This window comes from Paenibacillus septentrionalis (genome assembly GCF_042659865.1).
Lineage (GTDB): Bacteria > Bacillota > Bacilli > Paenibacillales > Paenibacillaceae > Pristimantibacillus > Pristimantibacillus septentrionalis.
Genome location: NZ_JBHSTE010000006.1, coordinates 154,458 through 169,437 on the forward strand (window position 1 = coordinate 154,458; position 14,980 = coordinate 169,437).

Sequence of the window (14,980 nt, forward strand, 5' to 3'; positions counted from 1 at the left end):
AAGTATTGACAACAATAAACGTAATCATTACATTTAATGAAGAGGGCTAGCGTAAGGAGGTGGATCGGAACGAATGAACAATGAGGTAGCGCTGTATAAGCGCAAGCTGGCAGTGCTTTGGATGGGGTTGATTTTTCTACTGCTGCTCGGCGGGGTTTTACCAAGTTTAGCTTCGAATCATTCGATAGATTGGGTTACGAGCCTCTCTATTTTTAAGTCTATGTTCATAAGTATATTACTAGAGGCACTGCCTTTTTTGCTGCTCGGCATTGTTGTATCCTCAGTGATGCAGGTTTTTATCCCCGAGTCATGGATTCGAAAAATTATTCCGAAGCATCCTGTGCTTGGCGTACTGGTTGCGAGTATGATGGGAATGGTATTTCCAGTGTGTGAATGCGGACTTATCCCTGTCGTACGGAGACTAATGAAAAAGGGGATGCCGCTGTATGCTGGAGTTACCTTTATATTGGCGGGACCGATCATTAATCCTGTCGTAATCTCTGCTACGTTAACTGCTTTTCGCGGGCGATCAGACATGCTGTATGGGAGAATGGGACTTGCGCTGATCGTTAGTTGTGTTATTGGTTTACTTGTTTATTTATTGGTGAAAAAAGATCCGCGCAAGCCCAGTATCGACCACGAGAGTTTTGTTCATGGACAAGATCATGTGCATACGCAATCAAGGAAGAAAAATGTGGGCCATCAAATTTTGCGTCATAGCAGTGATGAGTTTTTTGATATGGGGAAGTATCTAATCTTAGGCGTTTGTATTACTAGTTTAATCCAAACCTTTATACCGCGAGCTGAATTAGTAGCTATTGGTCAGGGCGAATACTCCTCGCACTTTTTTATGCTAGCATTTGCTTATCTGTTGTCGCTATGTTCCACGTCAGATGCTTTTGTAGCTTCATCTTTTATGACGACTTTCTCGGCAAGCTCCTTGCTTACTTTTTTGGTATTTGGACCGATGATTGATTTTAAGGGAACATTAATGCTGTTGTCTGTATTTCGGGCAAAATTTGTTTTGCTTCTCATCATTGCTGTAGCGGCAGTTGTCGTAGGTGGAGCCTTACTTATTGGAGCTTTTGGGCTCATTTAGGAGGAAATAAGCATGGACAAGCATCACAGCAAGAAGCTGCATTATTACATTAGAGGCGCTATCCTATTAGGACTTACATCGTATATTGCATATTTGGCTTATTTCAATAAGCTACATTATTATATTGTTCCTAAAATGATTCCTTATATCATGCTGACTACCTTTGTCTTATACATATTGGCTTTATATTCGATTTATTTGGCGTGGCAGGAGAAACGTAAACATGAGCATGAGAATGAACACGAACATCGTCATGATTGTGACTGTCAGCATGAGCCGCCAACTTCGAAGTTGAAAAGCACATTTATTTACAGCTTGTTTATACTGCCCTTGCTGCTAGGCTTTGCCTTGCCCGATCAATTAATGGGGAGTGATATGGCAGCGGTAAAGGGTATGAATTTAAGTGCAGGAGCCGGAAGCATTGCTAATGGCAATGAGATGTTAACGGAAAACAAACTCCTAACAAGCACAAGCAGTTCCAGCAATAACGCTGCTGCTGACGCTGGTGAACAAACTGTACCTTCATCAGCAGCAGGAGATAAGAGTGAAGTTGATGAACGTGGCGAGATTGTATCGGCTGTGCAAGATGAAGGCTTGAGCAGCAAAGGTCCCACAGATGGCGCGAACGAAACTAATGAATATGGTTACATAGATTCAGAAAATGAAGGAATAAATTCAGATAAAGCTGCAGCTGGTAGTGCGGAGGGGCAGCCATTAAGCGAGCAAAGCTTTGATGCGTTGTTCCCTTCTGATCAATACAGCGTGGAGCTTGCAGAGCTTGGCAAGCTGCTTTATCAGCAGGATACGATAACGGTGACAGAGGAAGGCTTTTTGGAAATTTTAACGACACTCGATCTTTATCGTGAAAATTTTCTCGGTAAAAGCATAGTAATGAGTGGATTCGTCTACCGTGAGGATGATATGAGCTCAGATAAGTTTGTTGTATCAAGAATGGCGATGCAATGCTGCTCAGCGGATGCTTCTCCCTACGGATTTCTTGTGCAATGGGATGATGCGAATACACTGGAGAAGGATGCCTGGGTTCATATAACGGGTGAATTTGCGTTGACTAGCTATCGAGGTATCGAAATTGTACAGCTGAACGTTAAGCAGTTGAATAGAACAGAAGCGCCGAATGATCCTTATGTTTACCCGTATTTTGATGATTTTGTTAAGCTTGCGGAGCTGCAGTAAACTAAGGGAGGCATCTTAAGTAAACGAGAAGGCAGTATGCTTGGCACAAAGCGGAAGCTTTGCTAAGCATACTGCCTTAATTCTTATTATCTATTCATCCAGCCGCCATCTACACAGAGCACATGACCGTTGACATAGTCTGAGGCTTGTGAGGAAAGAAACACAGCTGCTCCTTTTAAGTCTTCATTATTGCCCCAGCGCATCGCTGGAATACGCTCCAGAATCTGCTTGCTGCGAACCTCATCAGCACGGAGAGCAGCGGTGTTATCGGTTGCCATATAACCTGGCGCGATAGCATTGACCTGCACGCCTTTAGACGCCCATTCATTGGCTAGTGCCTTTGTTAAGCCTGCAACTGCATGCTTGCTCGCTGTATAAGCAGGCACGTTGATGCCGCCCTGGAAGGATAGCATCGATGCGATATTAATAATTTTGCCCGAGCCCTGCTCAATCATCTCTTTCCCTGCCAGCTGAGACAGTGTAAACACCGAATCAAGATTCGTTGAAAGCACGGCTTGCCAGTCGGCAAAGGAATAATCAACAGCTGGTGTGCGGCGAATAATACCTGCATTATTCACTAATATATCAATGCGCCCATAGGCTTGCTTCGCTTGCTCGATAATTCCTGCAAGCTGAGCTTGATCACTAACGTCTGCTTTAACGATAATGGCTTTGCGACCGAGTTGTTCAATTTGCTGCTTTGTTTCGTCAGCCGCGCTTTGGTTGGTGACAAGGACAAGGTCAGCTCCTGCTTCTGCAAGACCAATCGCAATGGCTTGTCCAAGCCCTCGCGCAGCACCTGTTACGATGGCGCTTTTCCCTGCAAGGTTAAACAGCTTCATAATGATCCACCCTCTATAAAGTTATTGTGCAATAATAAGCGTTGCTCCTGCTTGTTTCATTTGCTCCAGATTATCAACTGATATCCCACCATCTGTTACGAATTGATGCACCTGCTCAAGCGTAGCAAATGTATGGAGAGCCCCTCTGCCATATTTGCTATGATCAGCCACGCATATGACTTCCTTGGCTGCTTCTACAAAAGCTTTTTTCATCACAAGCTGATCGTGTGAGAAAATCGACAGACCGTAGCTTGGATGAATGCCTGAGGTCGACAGAAATAGCTTATGAATGTTCATTTGCATGATCCATTCTAGTGGATGGGATGGGATAAGCAAATTATGCTGGCTGTATCCTCCTGGTATAACGAGCTTAATTTGCTGCTTCAGCATCAACTCACGCATAATGAGCAAATCATTCGTAATAACAGTAAGCGGCATATCCTCAATAAACTTGGCAATTTCAAGCGTTGTACTGCCGCTATCCAGGGCGATTACATCGTGGGGCCTAATAAGCTCGGAAACAACGTAGTGTGCAATTTGCTGCTTTTCATTTGGATTCACTGTATTAGGCAGCTTTAATGCAAAGTCGGGCTGCTCTGAGGATTCAACGAAAACAGCGCCGCCATGAATTCGCTTCAACCACTGCTGTTTTTCTAGCTTCATCAAATCTTCACGAATCGTTTTTTCGGTAACGTCAAATTGCTGACTAAGCTCAGATACCTTTACGAAGCCGTTGCTTTGCAGTTGTTCCAATATTTTTTTATGTCTAGTCGCTGCTAACACAGTTGAACCCCCTAAACCGTTTCAAAATCAAAATATATGTCAAAGTCGTACTTTTAAAACAACCTCTCTTAGCGAAGCTGATCCATCTTCACTGCTTCCATATCCGTAAACGTATAATTCTCTCCCGCCATTGCCCATATAAAGGAGTAATTGCTCGTTCCAGCACCAGAGTGAATCGACCAGTTTGGCGAAATAACGCCTTGCTCATTGGAGACAACGAGATGGCGTGTTTCCGAAGGTTCACCCATGAAATGGAAGACGCGCGCATCCTCTTTTAAGTCAAAGTACAAATAAGCCTCCATACGGCGATCATGAATATGCGCTGGCATCGTGTTCCAGATGCTGCCTTCCTTCAAAATCGTTACCCCTAACATAAGCTGGCAGCTTTGCACCGCACCGGCATGGATGTATTGATAAATCGTACGCTCGTTGCAAGCTTCTTTTGAGCCAAGATGATTAGGTGTCGCCTTTTCCAGATCAATTTTAGTAGTCGGCAGTACTGCATGTGCAAGAGCCGAGCAGAAATAAAGCTTGGCTGGATTGTTTTGATCCTTGCTTGATAATAATACTTTTTTCGTGCCTTTGCCAACATATAAAGCATCTAGCTTGTTTAATTCGTAGCGCTCGCCGTCTGCTTCAATAACAGCTGGACCACCAATATTAATAAAGCCTACTTCTCTGCGCTCAAGAAAATAATCGGTTTTCAGCGTATCAGCGTCGTCCAGCTCAATGCTCTCCTGCAGAGGAACCGCACCACCGATTACCATTCGATCGTAATGCGTGTATACCATGCTCAGCTTCCCTGCTTGAAAAAGATCTTCAATTAAAAAGCGTTCACGAAGCTCAGGCGTAGTAAGACGTTTAACATCAATTGGATTAGTTGCATGACGAATATCCATTATAAGACCACCTCACTAAATGTTTGTTTTTGTTCGTTTCTTCCTCATTATATAGGGTTTACTAATGTTTGTAAACGGAATAAAACGAACGTCTTGATGCGATTATCTATATATTCACCTGTCTACACACAAGTAACGTTATGCTACGCTACAATTACATTTAAAACAAAACAATTGCTGTGCTTTGATTAAGCTACACGTCAAGGAGTGATATGATGAACAAGATATGGTTTGATAAGCCTGCTTCTAAATGGGAAGAAGCGTTGCCGCTTGGCAATGGTAGACTAGGAGCTATGGTGTTTGGTCGAGTAGATCGGGAACGGATAGCTTTAAATGAAGATAGTGTATGGTATGGAGGTCCGCAAAACCGCAACAATCCAGATGCCTTGAAGCATCTGTCTGATATCCAACAGGCTATTACGGAAGGGAATCTTAACCAAGCGCAGGAGCTGGCTGTTTTGGCCTTATCCGGTACGCCTGAATCTCAGAGGCACTACATGCCGCTTGGTGATTTGAAGCTAGATTTTCGACATTCGAAGGTTGAACAATATAATCGAGCATTGAATCTGATAGATGGCATCGCTCATTCAGTCTATAGCAGCGAAGGCGTTACATATAGACGTGAAAGCTTTATAAGCTATCCAGATCAGGTAATGGTATTTCGTTTCGAAGCCGATAAGCCTGGCAAGATTAGCTTTCGAGCACGGCTTACAAGAGGAAACAATAACCGCTATTACGATGAAATCAGTCGCGTTAAGGACAATACCTTGATGATGAGAGCAATGTGCGGAGGCAATGGCGGCTCCAGTATTCGTGCAGGTCTTTCTATCACTGCCGAAGGAGGAGAAGTCTCGATTATCGGCGAGCATATCATATGCAAGGAGGCAGATACTGTAACGCTGTTTCTCGCTGCTGGTACCAGCTTCAGGCATGATGAACCAGAAGCGTATGTGATTGAAAAGCTGCAGCATGCGTCTGCCAAAACGTATGAGCAGTTGAAGCAGCGGCATGTGGAAGATTTCACATCACTGTCCAAGCGCGTCTCTTTAACCTTAGGTGATTCGGATTCAACGGAGCAGTTGCCAATTGATGAACGATTGGAGCGAATAAAGAATGGCGAGGTAAGCCTTGGTTTGGGCTTAGTGGAGAGCTTATTCTATTACGGCAGATATTTGCTGCAATCGTCCAGTCGCCCAGGCTCCTTGCCTGCTAATTTGCAAGGCATATGGAATGAGCACATGCTGCCGCCATGGGATAGCAAATATACGATCAATATTAATACAGAAATGAACTATTGGCTTGCCGAAAGCTGCAACTTGGCAGAATGCCATCTTCCACTCTTTGAGCTTATTGAGCGCATGAGAGAGCCGGGACGTGTTACTGCGTCCACTATGTATGGGTGCAGCGGATTTGTAGCGCATCACAATACAGATATATGGGGAGATACAGCGCCGCAGGATATATACTTGCCAGCCTCATATTGGCCGATGGGAGCGGCATGGCTCAGCCTGCATCTCTGGGAGCATTATTTGTATGCTGGAGATAAGCAATTTTTGTCGCAGGCTTATCCTACATTAAAAGAGGCCGCTCAGTTTTTCCTTGACTTTTTGACGCCTACAGACAATGGCTTGCTTGTGACGAATCCTTCTGCATCACCGGAAAATACGTATATATTGCCGAACGGTCAATCCGGCACGTTATGTCAAGGGCCTGCAATGGACAGCCAAATCCTATATGAGCTCTTCTCGGCATGCATCGCTGCCTCTGAGGTGCTGCAGCAGGATGCTCAGTTGAAGGAACAATGGCTAGCGGCAAAAGATCGTTTGCCTAAACCTGCTGTAGGCTCAAAAGGACAGCTGCTGGAATGGATGGAGGAATATGAAGAGGCGGAACCGGGACATCGCCACATCTCACATTTATTTGCCTTGCATCCTGGTAGCCAAATTACACCACATCATACGCCAGAATTGGCGGAGGCGACCAGAGTGACGCTTCAGCAAAGACTTGCAAATGGGGGCGGACATACAGGTTGGAGCCGAGCATGGATTATTAACTTCTGGGCTCGATTAGAGGACGGAGAGAAGGCATATGAAAATCTGATTGCACTACTTCAGCATTCCATGCTGCCTAATCTGCTCGATAATCATCCACCATTCCAGATCGATGGCAATTTTGGTGCAGCTGCTGGAATAGCTGAAATGCTATTGCAAAGTCATAAGGATGAGCTAAGGCTGTTGCCAGCCTTGCCAAACGCATGGCGAAAAGGACATGTCAGTGGTCTAAGAGCCAGAGGCGGATATGAGCTTGAGCTTTCCTGGAATGACGGACAATTGGAGCGTGCAATCATTCATGCATCTCTTGACGGAGTGTGCCGTGTTCGAGCAGATGTAGCTCTTGCGTTGGAGGCTGATGTCGAACTGGAAGGTGTTGAGCAGGACGGCCAAACTGTGCAATGGAATGTAAAGCAAGGCCAATCCTATACACTAATAAAAGCAACGAGCAACGTTATCCAAAACTAAAAATAAATGCTCTACGATTTCAGACTGTCGGCAAAGTGCTCACTTACCGGCAGTCTTTTTTTATGCAGCCTATTGCGATTAGGTAATAGAGATTGATGAGAAGCTATAAGAAACAAAAGAGAAAGGGCAGTGATACGTATGGTGCGGATGATTTCAACGAAGGATATACAATAGCAGTATCTTTTTGAGCGGAATTTTGCTATTCTAGTGAATGGTCTGCTTGGCCCGCGGTTCGGAACCATCCCGCGTAACCAAAACTAAGGGAGGATATATAGATGTTTAATTTAGGATGGGGCATTTTCTTTATAGCGGTAAATTTTGCGCTATTTCTGATATGCTATCGAATGTTTGGTCGAATTGGGTTATATGCGTGGATAGGATTTGCGACGGTAATTGCAAATATTCAGGTGACGAAAACGATTGAGCTGTCTATTGCTTCTGTTGGAATCATTATGACGCTTGGCAATACCATTTATACGACGATCTCCATGAGTACCGATATGTTGAATGAAAAGTTTGGTTCGCAAGAAGCGAGAAGAGCAGTATGGTTCGGCTTTTTTACGTTAATTGCTTCAACTATTATGATGCAGATGGTGCTTGCTTTTGAGCCACAAGAGACCGATTTTGCTCATGATTCACTGCAAACGATATTTGGCTTGATGCCCCGACTTGCAGCAGGTAGCTTGCTCGCCTATTTCATCAGCCAATTTCTCGACGTACGGGTTTATGGCTATCTAAGAAAGAAGTTTGGTGCACGCAACCAATTTTGGATTCGAACGAATGTCAGCACAGGTTTTTCCCAGCTCATTGATTCGCTGGTGTTTTGTACGATCGCTTTTGCCGGGCTGTATACGCTTGGTGAATGGCTGCAAATTGTATTCACAACGTATATTTTCAAATTCATTATATCAGTGCTTTCAACGCCTGTGTTATATTGGGCACGCAGCTTTAAGCTAAAGGAAGAGCAGCTGCAGGAGCAGAGCAGATAAAAAAATCCAAGTTAACGCTTCGTAGTCGTTAACTTGGATTTTTTAGTGGAAACCTAGTTGTCTAGCCGATTTAAAAGCAAACTCTAACTAACTCATCAGCCAAAGCAAGTAATGTTAAGTTAGGTATTCAATACAAAAAGACAAGCAAACGCGATTGTAGGGAATTTCCAACAATAGAGCGTGCGGCTTGTCTTTTTTGTTTTAGTTCATATCGTATACGAATTGAAGCTAATCCGTGCTCACACAGAATAAGCACATGCTTAAGATTCAAACGTTGCCATCCCCTTGTCAAAGCGCTCGACAAATTTGCGTGCAACTGTAGACAAAGGAACGCTGCGCATATTCATAATGCCGACCTGCGACGGTGGAAGCGGTACATTTAGCTTGATTTCGAACAGTGCGCCTGATTCCAGCTCCTTGGAAACAAACTCTCGGGTCACATACGAAATGCCCAAACCTCTTCTGGCCAGCTCAATAAGCAGATCAACACTACCGACCTCAATAGCTGGCTTTAATTCTATGTTGTAACCGTGAGCAAGCTCATTGATGGCCATCCGTGCACGGCTGTTGCGGGAAAACAATATTATCGGGTAGTCAATCAACTGCTCCAGCGACAGCTCTACGCCATTGAGCTCAGCATAGTGCGAGCCTGCAACAAAGCAATCTTGCAGCTCGATACCTTCCCGGTATTCAAGCTGAGGGTCAGCAATTGGCAGACGAACGACACCGAGATCAATCTTTCCTTCTTTCAAATAATTAATGATTTCAGGTGTAGTTCCGTGAATAAGCTGCAGCTTGATTGATGGATATTCAATATGAAATTCCTCCAAATGAGATAGCAAGTAATGCTTGAATAACGAGTCGCTGCCGCCGATGCGCAGCTCGCCGCTAGTCAAGTTTTTCAATGCCGCCATTTTCTCCTCAGCGAGTGTAATGAGAACTTGAGACTGCTCGATATATGAAAACAGAACTGTTCCTTCTTCCGTTAACGCCACACCTTTGGCTGTTCGATAGAACAGCTTCATCTTGAAGCGATCCTCTAGCTGCTTAATGGCGTAACTGACACTAGGCTGCGTGAGAAACAGTGCTTTGGCTGCTTTCGTTAAGCTTCCTGTTTTTGCCGCCCAGTAGAACACCTTGTATAGCTCATAATTAGTCATAGACATGGTCTATATCTCCTGTCAAATATATTGATTACTTGTATACCTGTTATTAGTATTATAGTAGATGTATACAGGTTAAGCCAGCGCATTTTTTATAGGTAGTTCAAAAAGTCCGACTTTGATGACGGTGATATGCGATGTAGCATATTCGGCGTCGAATCTTGGCCTCTAGCGAAAATTCCGCTGCTCACGTAGTCAACATCTACGCTGCGCTGCTCATTTTCTACTAGCGACCAAGCTTCTTGGTCCTGAAAGCCGAACTTTTTGAACTTCTATTGGAAGAGGATGTTCAAAAAGCCGGGCTTTGATTACGATGCGAAGCGATGTAGTCGATTCGGCGTCGAATCTTGGCCTCTAGCGAAGGATTATGCTTCCGTAGTATGTTTTCTGCGAAAACATTTGAGCTCACGTAGTAGGTATCTACGCTGCGCTGCTCATTTTCTACTAGCGACCAAGCTTCTTGGTCCTGAAATCCGAACTTTTTGAACTTCAATTGGAAGAGGATGTTCACGCCTTTGAACACAAAGCAATTGCGTTAATATATATTGCCAGAAGGGAAGAGAAAAATGGAAGCAACGACATTTGTATTGTTTGGAGCAACAGGAGATTTGGCGAAGCGCAAAATCTATCCCGCGCTATATAATCTTTTTATTGATGGCAAGCTGCCGGAATCCTTTCATGTGATCGGCTTAGGTAGACGCTCATTTTCTGATGAAGTCTATCAAGCAAGCGTACAGCAGTCGGTACAAACTTTTTCTAGACGTACCGCTGATGAGTCAGAGCTGCAGCGATTTATGCAAAGCTTCTCTTACTGCGCATTGAATATTGATCATCAAGAGGACTACAAGAAGCTGCTTGAGCAGGTTCAGCAGAAGGAAGCGGCAATGACAGGTACAACGAATCGTTTGTTCTACCTATCTGTCGGTCCAGAGTTTTTCGAAACGATTGCTCACAATATTAAAGCTAGCGGTCTTGGCGATGCACAAGGCTGGAAGCGCCTCGTAATCGAAAAGCCATTTGGACACGATCTATTGTCAGCGCAGCAGCTTAATGCGAAGCTGAGCGAGTCATTTGAAGAGCATGAAATTTACCGGATTGACCATTATCTCGGCAAACCGATGGTACAGAAGCTGGAGATATTGCAGCAAAGCAATCCTGTATTGCAGGCACTATGGTCCAACCGCTACATTGCGAACGTACAGATTACAGCAAGCGAGACGGTAGGCGTAGAGGAGCGTGCAGGCTATTACGATCATGTTGGCGCCATTCGAGACATGTTCCAAAACCATATGCTGCAGCTGCTTATGATGCTTACGCTGCATTTGCCTGAAAACAGCACGTCCGAGGTTGTACGCTTTAAGAAGAAGAAAATTCTAGAAGCGCTTGAACCGCTTCATAAGGATAACGTCGCGACACATATTGTGCGCGGTCAATATGCAGCAGGTACGCAGAGCGGCAAGCCAGTTGCGGGCTATACAGAAGAACCAGGCATTCCAGCTGGATCTATGAATGATACGTATATTGCGGCGAAGCTTGAAATCGACGATCCGTTCTGGCGAGGTGTTCCATTCTACATCCGTACAGGCAAGCGCATGGCAGAGAAATCTACCCGCATTGTTATAGAATTCAAGGAAGCGTTGAAGCAAAGCACGAAAACGCAGGATAACAATCGAATCGCGAATCTGCTAATTTATGAAATTAGCCCGAATGAAGGCATTACATTCCAGCTTAATACGAGAGATCCGCAAAACAAGGAGCAGTTCAAGCCGATCCATATCGATTTCCATTCCAACGGGGATGAAGTGCCTGAAGCCTACGAAAGTCTGATTCTTGATGCCTTCAATGGCGATCCAACCTTCTTTGCTCATTGGGATGAGGTAGAGCTTAGCTGGAAATGGGTCCAACCGATTTTGAACGCATTCGCTGAGCAATCCGTCCCACTGCATTATTATCCAGCTGGTTCCAACGGTCCCAAAGCTGCTGAAGAGCTGCTAGCTCAAAACGGTCACCACTGGTGGCTGGACCGTGAATCAGATCAACATACTACTACGTCTAAAGGAGAACAGCAATATGTCTACACAAACCATTGATCAATTGTCGATTACGACACTACGCACATTATCAATTGATGCGATTAATGCTGCGAATTCAGGTCACCCAGGCTTGCCGATGGGTGCAGCACCTATGGCTTATACGCTATGGGCAAAGCAAATGAATCACAATCCAGCACATTCCAAATGGTTCAATCGTGATCGCTTCGTATTGTCAGCAGGACATGGTTCAGCACTATTGTACAGCTTGCTTCATACATTTGGTTACGAGGTTAGCATCGACGATCTGAAACAATTCCGCAAGCTTAACAGCAAAACACCAGGTCACCCAGAGTTTGGTCACACGGACGGTGTTGATGCAACAACTGGTCCACTAGGTCAAGGGGTTGCAATGGCTGTAGGTATGGCTATGGCGGAAGCGCATCTGGCTGCAACATACAACAAGGAGCAATTCCCGGTAATCGATCACTACACGTATGCGCTTGCAGGTGATGGCTGCTTGATGGAGGGTGTTGCTTATGAAGCAATGTCCATGGCAGGTCATATGAAGCTTGGCAAGCTGATTGTGCTTTATGATTCCAACGATATTTCTCTTGATGGCGAGCTGAATCTTTCCTTCAGTGAGGACATCAAAAAACGCACAGAATCTGCAGCATGGCAATATTTGCGCGTAGAGGATGGCAACGATATTGAAGCAATCGAGAAAGCGATCGCTGAAGCGAAAGCTAAGACGGATCAGCCAACCTTGATCGAAATCCGTACCATTATCGGCTACGGTAGTAAAAAGGTTCAAGGCACGAACAAAGCGCACGGCAATCCGCTAGGTAAGGAAGAAGCAATTGCAACGAAGGCAGAGTATGGTTGGGAGCATGATGAATTTACAGTTCCAGCTGAAGTGAAGGCTCACTTTGCTCAATTGAAGGAGCAAGGTGCTGCGAAAGAGCAAGCGTGGAACGAGCTTGTAAAAGCATATGAAGCACAATATCCTGAGCTTGCAGCACAGCTTAAGCAAGCGATTGATGGTAATGTAACACTTGAAGCATCCAATATTTTAACGTTTGATTCTTCCAAGCAGATCTCTACTCGCGTAGCAAGCGGTCAAGCGATTAATCATTATATTCAACAAATTCCAGCGATCTTTGGCGGAAGCGCAGACCTGTCGCACTCTACGATGACCGATATTAATGGCGAGCCAATCTTCGCTATCGATTCCTATGCGGGCCGCAACGTATACTTCGGCGTTCGTGAGCATGCAATGGGCGCAGCAGGCAATGGTATGGCGCTTCATGGCGGAGTGAAGCCGTTCGTCAGCACATTCTTCGTATTCAGTGACTACTTGCGTCCATCGATTCGTCTTGCAGCCTTGCAAAAGCTGCCTTTGACTTACGTGTTTACACATGACTCCATCGCAGTTGGTGAGGACGGTCCAACGCATGAGCCGATTGAACAGCTTGCAGCGCTTCGTACGATTCCAGGCTTGACGGTTATTCGTCCAAGCGATGCGAACGAAACAGCTAGCGCATGGGCATATGCATTGCAAAAAACAGATGGCCCGGTTGCATTGATTCTTAGCCGTCAAAACCTACCGATTTTCGAAGAGACGAAGGCAAATGTGGCTGATGTAACGAAAGGCGGCTATGTCCTTACTGAAACGAATGCATCACCTGACGTTATTCTTGTTGCAACTGGCTCTGAAGTATCGCTTGCTGTTCAAGCAAAAGCCGCGCTAGAAGTAGACAATGTGTCTGTTCGAGTTGTAGCTATGCCATCTCGTGAGCTGTTCAATGCACAGGATGCGGCATATCGCGAATCTGTACTGCCAGCTAGTGTGAAAAACCGTGTTGTTATCGAAGCGGGAATTTCACTAGGTTGGGATCGTATTGCCGGTCTTGACGGACAAATTATTTCCATCGATACATTCGGGGCTTCTGGCCCAGGATCAGAGGTGCTGGAATACTTCGGCTTCTCCGTAAGCAATGTTGTAGAAAAAGCAAAGCAATTATTAAACTAACATATGAACCTATAAATAGAAAACACCTGCAAACCAATCATGGTTTAAGCAGGTGTTTTTTGTGGTTCCAATCGTTCGGCGGATTAGCTGTCCAGCTGCTCCAAATCCTCAATGTGATATATTTCGGTTGGATTATGCAGCGCCCACTCCAGCATTTCGATTTGAGCCTGCACCGTCGCAAGTCTCATTTCATCCTGACTGTTTTGCATTAATTGGCGCAGCTCATACAGCTTGCTTTTAACTTGATCCTCGCTTCTCATCCTCATGCTCCTATTCTTAGTTGCCATAGCAAAGTTTTGACAATGGTATAGTATTAACGAAAACGACCCATCTAACACGCGTTGCTTCAACTTTATAAAAGCCTAGATTTTTAAAAAATAAACCGTATTATTTGATGTACCCCTAGGTTCATTATTTTACAGTGTAGATATTAGATAGATAAGGCAATGCTAGGGGGGCTTAAATGTTAGAGTATAACAGCATTATTCCATTGCAAGACAGAAGTAATGATGTGTTGACAGTCGGCGAGTTGCTAATTGATTTAATTGCGGATGAGTATGATGATCCATTTCAAGGCAATCGATTTAGCAAATTTTTTGGAGGATCTCCGTCTAATATCGCAATAAATGCTAAGAAATTAGGAATAAACGCACAAGTATGCTCCGCTGTCGGCCATGATGGATTTGGGAGATTCCTTATCGATCAATTGCAAAAAGAAGGCCTACCGTTACAAACGATACAGTATAAGGATGCTGCAACTAGTCTAGTTGTCGTAACACGAAGTACGGCTACACCAATTCCTATATTTTACCGTGGAGCTGATTTTCACTTATCGTATTCGGCACAATTGGAAACAAGCCTGAAGGAATCAAAGGTGCTTCATTTTTCATGCTGGCCACTCTCAAGAAATCCTGCTCGTGAAACCGTAGAGCAAATGATTGAGACTGCTCGGCAACATCAGCTACTTATTGGCTTTGATCCTAATTATCATCCAATGCTCTGGCCTAGTGGCGAAGATGGCGTTCAATATGTGAAATCAATTATTCCGAAGGTTGATGTCATAAAGCCCTCTGAAGACGATGCCGAGCGCTTGTTTGGAGCAGATTCTCCACACAATCAACTGGATAAGTTTTTGGATTTAGGTGCTAAGCTGGTCATCTTGACGCTTGGCAAAGATGGCGCACTCGTGTCTAATGGTCGTGAGACGCTCACCTTTCCAAGCTTGGCAACTGAAATTATAGATACAACAGGAGCGGGCGACTCTTTTTGGTCAGGCTTCTATGCAGCTATTGTAAAGGGATATCCACTTAACAAGGCGCTTCAATTAGGTTTTGCGGTAAGTGCCTATAAATTAAAGCACGCGGGAGCCGTTATAGATTTTCCAGTACTAGAACAGATTGAACGGCAATATTTCAGCTAGTAGGAGGCAG

At 44.7% G+C, this 14,980-nt stretch carries 12 protein-coding genes; 7 read left to right on the forward strand and 5 right to left on the reverse strand.

The genetic code is table 11. The features are described 5' to 3' along the window. The first annotated feature begins 73 nt into the window (after positions 1-73). Together ACFP56_RS17715 and ACFP56_RS17720 are read left to right on the forward strand one after the other, a co-directional pair. On the forward strand, positions 74-1,099 hold the full coding sequence (locus ACFP56_RS17715; RefSeq protein ID WP_379237029.1) for a permease: 1,026 nt from the start codon (positions 74-76) through the stop codon (positions 1,097-1,099). A gap of 12 nt (positions 1,100-1,111) precedes the next feature. Continuing rightward, positions 1,112-2,293: a TIGR03943 family putative permease subunit gene (locus tag ACFP56_RS17720; protein WP_379237031.1), complete on the forward strand. Its 1,182-nt coding sequence runs from the start codon at positions 1,112-1,114 to the stop codon at positions 2,291-2,293. 86 nt (positions 2,294-2,379) lie between these two features. Here the strand turns inward: ACFP56_RS17720 and kduD are convergent, their stop codons facing one another. The 3 genes from kduD to kduI all read right to left on the reverse strand — a co-directional run bounded on the left by kduD (position 2,380) and on the right by kduI (position 4,817). Next, entirely contained in the window at positions 2,380-3,135 is a 756-nt protein-coding gene (gene kduD / locus ACFP56_RS17725) for a 2-dehydro-3-deoxy-D-gluconate 5-dehydrogenase KduD (RefSeq protein WP_379237033.1), read from the reverse strand. A 21-nt stretch (positions 3,136-3,156) separates the two neighbouring features. Next, positions 3,157-3,918, reverse strand: a complete 762-nt coding sequence (locus ACFP56_RS17730) for a DeoR/GlpR family DNA-binding transcription regulator (RefSeq protein ID WP_379237035.1) — start codon at positions 3,916-3,918, stop codon at positions 3,157-3,159. Positions 3,919-3,986: 68 nt separating this feature from the next. Next, positions 3,987-4,817, reverse strand: a complete 831-nt coding sequence (gene kduI / locus ACFP56_RS17735; RefSeq protein ID WP_379237037.1) for a 5-dehydro-4-deoxy-D-glucuronate isomerase — start codon at positions 4,815-4,817, stop codon at positions 3,987-3,989. A 215-nt stretch (positions 4,818-5,032) separates the two neighbouring features. Between kduI and ACFP56_RS17740 the strand changes: the two genes are divergently transcribed. Together ACFP56_RS17740 and ACFP56_RS17745 are read left to right on the forward strand one after the other, a co-directional pair. After that, positions 5,033-7,336, forward strand: a complete 2,304-nt coding sequence (locus tag ACFP56_RS17740; protein WP_379237039.1) for a glycoside hydrolase family 95 protein — start codon at positions 5,033-5,035, stop codon at positions 7,334-7,336. 275 nt (positions 7,337-7,611) lie between these two features. Then, entirely contained in the window at positions 7,612-8,325 is a 714-nt protein-coding gene (locus tag ACFP56_RS17745; protein ID WP_379237041.1) for a queuosine precursor transporter, read from the forward strand. Positions 8,326-8,585: 260 nt separating this feature from the next. Here ACFP56_RS17745 and ACFP56_RS17750 read toward each other — a convergent pair whose 3' ends face one another. Beyond that, the gene (locus ACFP56_RS17750; RefSeq protein ID WP_379237043.1) at positions 8,586-9,491 is read right to left on the reverse strand and encodes a LysR family transcriptional regulator; all 906 of its coding nucleotides are present in this window, start codon (positions 9,489-9,491) and stop codon (positions 8,586-8,588) included. Between the two features lie 563 nt (positions 9,492-10,054). On the opposite strand from ACFP56_RS17750, the gene zwf reads away from it, so the two are divergent. Both zwf and tkt read left to right on the forward strand, forming a co-directional pair. Further along, positions 10,055-11,578 (forward strand): glucose-6-phosphate dehydrogenase, encoded by a 1,524-nt coding sequence (zwf, locus tag ACFP56_RS17755; protein ID WP_379237045.1) that lies wholly within the window; start codon positions 10,055-10,057, stop codon positions 11,576-11,578. Continuing rightward, positions 11,559-13,550 (forward strand): transketolase, encoded by a 1,992-nt coding sequence (gene tkt, locus ACFP56_RS17760; protein ID WP_379237047.1) that lies wholly within the window; start codon positions 11,559-11,561, stop codon positions 13,548-13,550. Before zwf ends, tkt begins: the two co-directional genes overlap by 20 nt. A gap of 83 nt (positions 13,551-13,633) precedes the next feature. Here the strand turns inward: tkt and ACFP56_RS17765 are convergent, their stop codons facing one another. Beyond that, entirely contained in the window at positions 13,634-13,810 is a 177-nt protein-coding gene (locus tag ACFP56_RS17765; RefSeq protein ID WP_379237049.1) for a hypothetical protein, read from the reverse strand. 203 nt (positions 13,811-14,013) lie between these two features. Here ACFP56_RS17765 and ACFP56_RS17770 point away from each other — a divergent pair, with 203 nt between their 5' ends. Further along, a complete protein-coding gene (locus ACFP56_RS17770; protein ID WP_379237051.1) occupies positions 14,014-14,970 on the forward strand; it encodes a carbohydrate kinase family protein in 957 nt (318 codons plus the stop codon). Positions 14,971-14,980: the final 10 nt, after the last annotated feature.

Bases quoted from the DNA above. Each gene is read 5' to 3' on its own strand.
- ACFP56_RS17715 (WP_379237029.1), top strand. From the start codon at position 74: ATGAACAATGAGGTAGCGCTGTATAAGCGCAAGCTGGCAGTGCTTTGG.
- ACFP56_RS17720 (WP_379237031.1), top strand. From the start codon at position 1,112: ATGGACAAGCATCACAGCAAGAAGCTGCATTATTACATTAGAGGCGCT.
- kduD (WP_379237033.1), bottom strand. From the start codon at position 3,135: ATGAAGCTGTTTAACCTTGCAGGGAAAAGCGCCATCGTAACAGGTGCT.
- kduI (WP_379237037.1), bottom strand. From the start codon at position 4,817: ATGGATATTCGTCATGCAACTAATCCAATTGATGTTAAACGTCTTACT.
- ACFP56_RS17740 (WP_379237039.1), top strand. From the start codon at position 5,033: ATGAACAAGATATGGTTTGATAAGCCTGCTTCTAAATGGGAAGAAGCG.
- ACFP56_RS17745 (WP_379237041.1), top strand. From the start codon at position 7,612: ATGTTTAATTTAGGATGGGGCATTTTCTTTATAGCGGTAAATTTTGCG.
- ACFP56_RS17750 (WP_379237043.1), bottom strand. From the start codon at position 9,491: ATGTCTATGACTAATTATGAGCTATACAAGGTGTTCTACTGGGCGGCA.
- zwf (WP_379237045.1), top strand. From the start codon at position 10,055: ATGGAAGCAACGACATTTGTATTGTTTGGAGCAACAGGAGATTTGGCG.
- tkt (WP_379237047.1), top strand. From the start codon at position 11,559: ATGTCTACACAAACCATTGATCAATTGTCGATTACGACACTACGCACA.
- ACFP56_RS17765 (WP_379237049.1), bottom strand. From the start codon at position 13,810: ATGAGAAGCGAGGATCAAGTTAAAAGCAAGCTGTATGAGCTGCGCCAA.
- ACFP56_RS17770 (WP_379237051.1), top strand. From the start codon at position 14,014: ATGTTAGAGTATAACAGCATTATTCCATTGCAAGACAGAAGTAATGAT.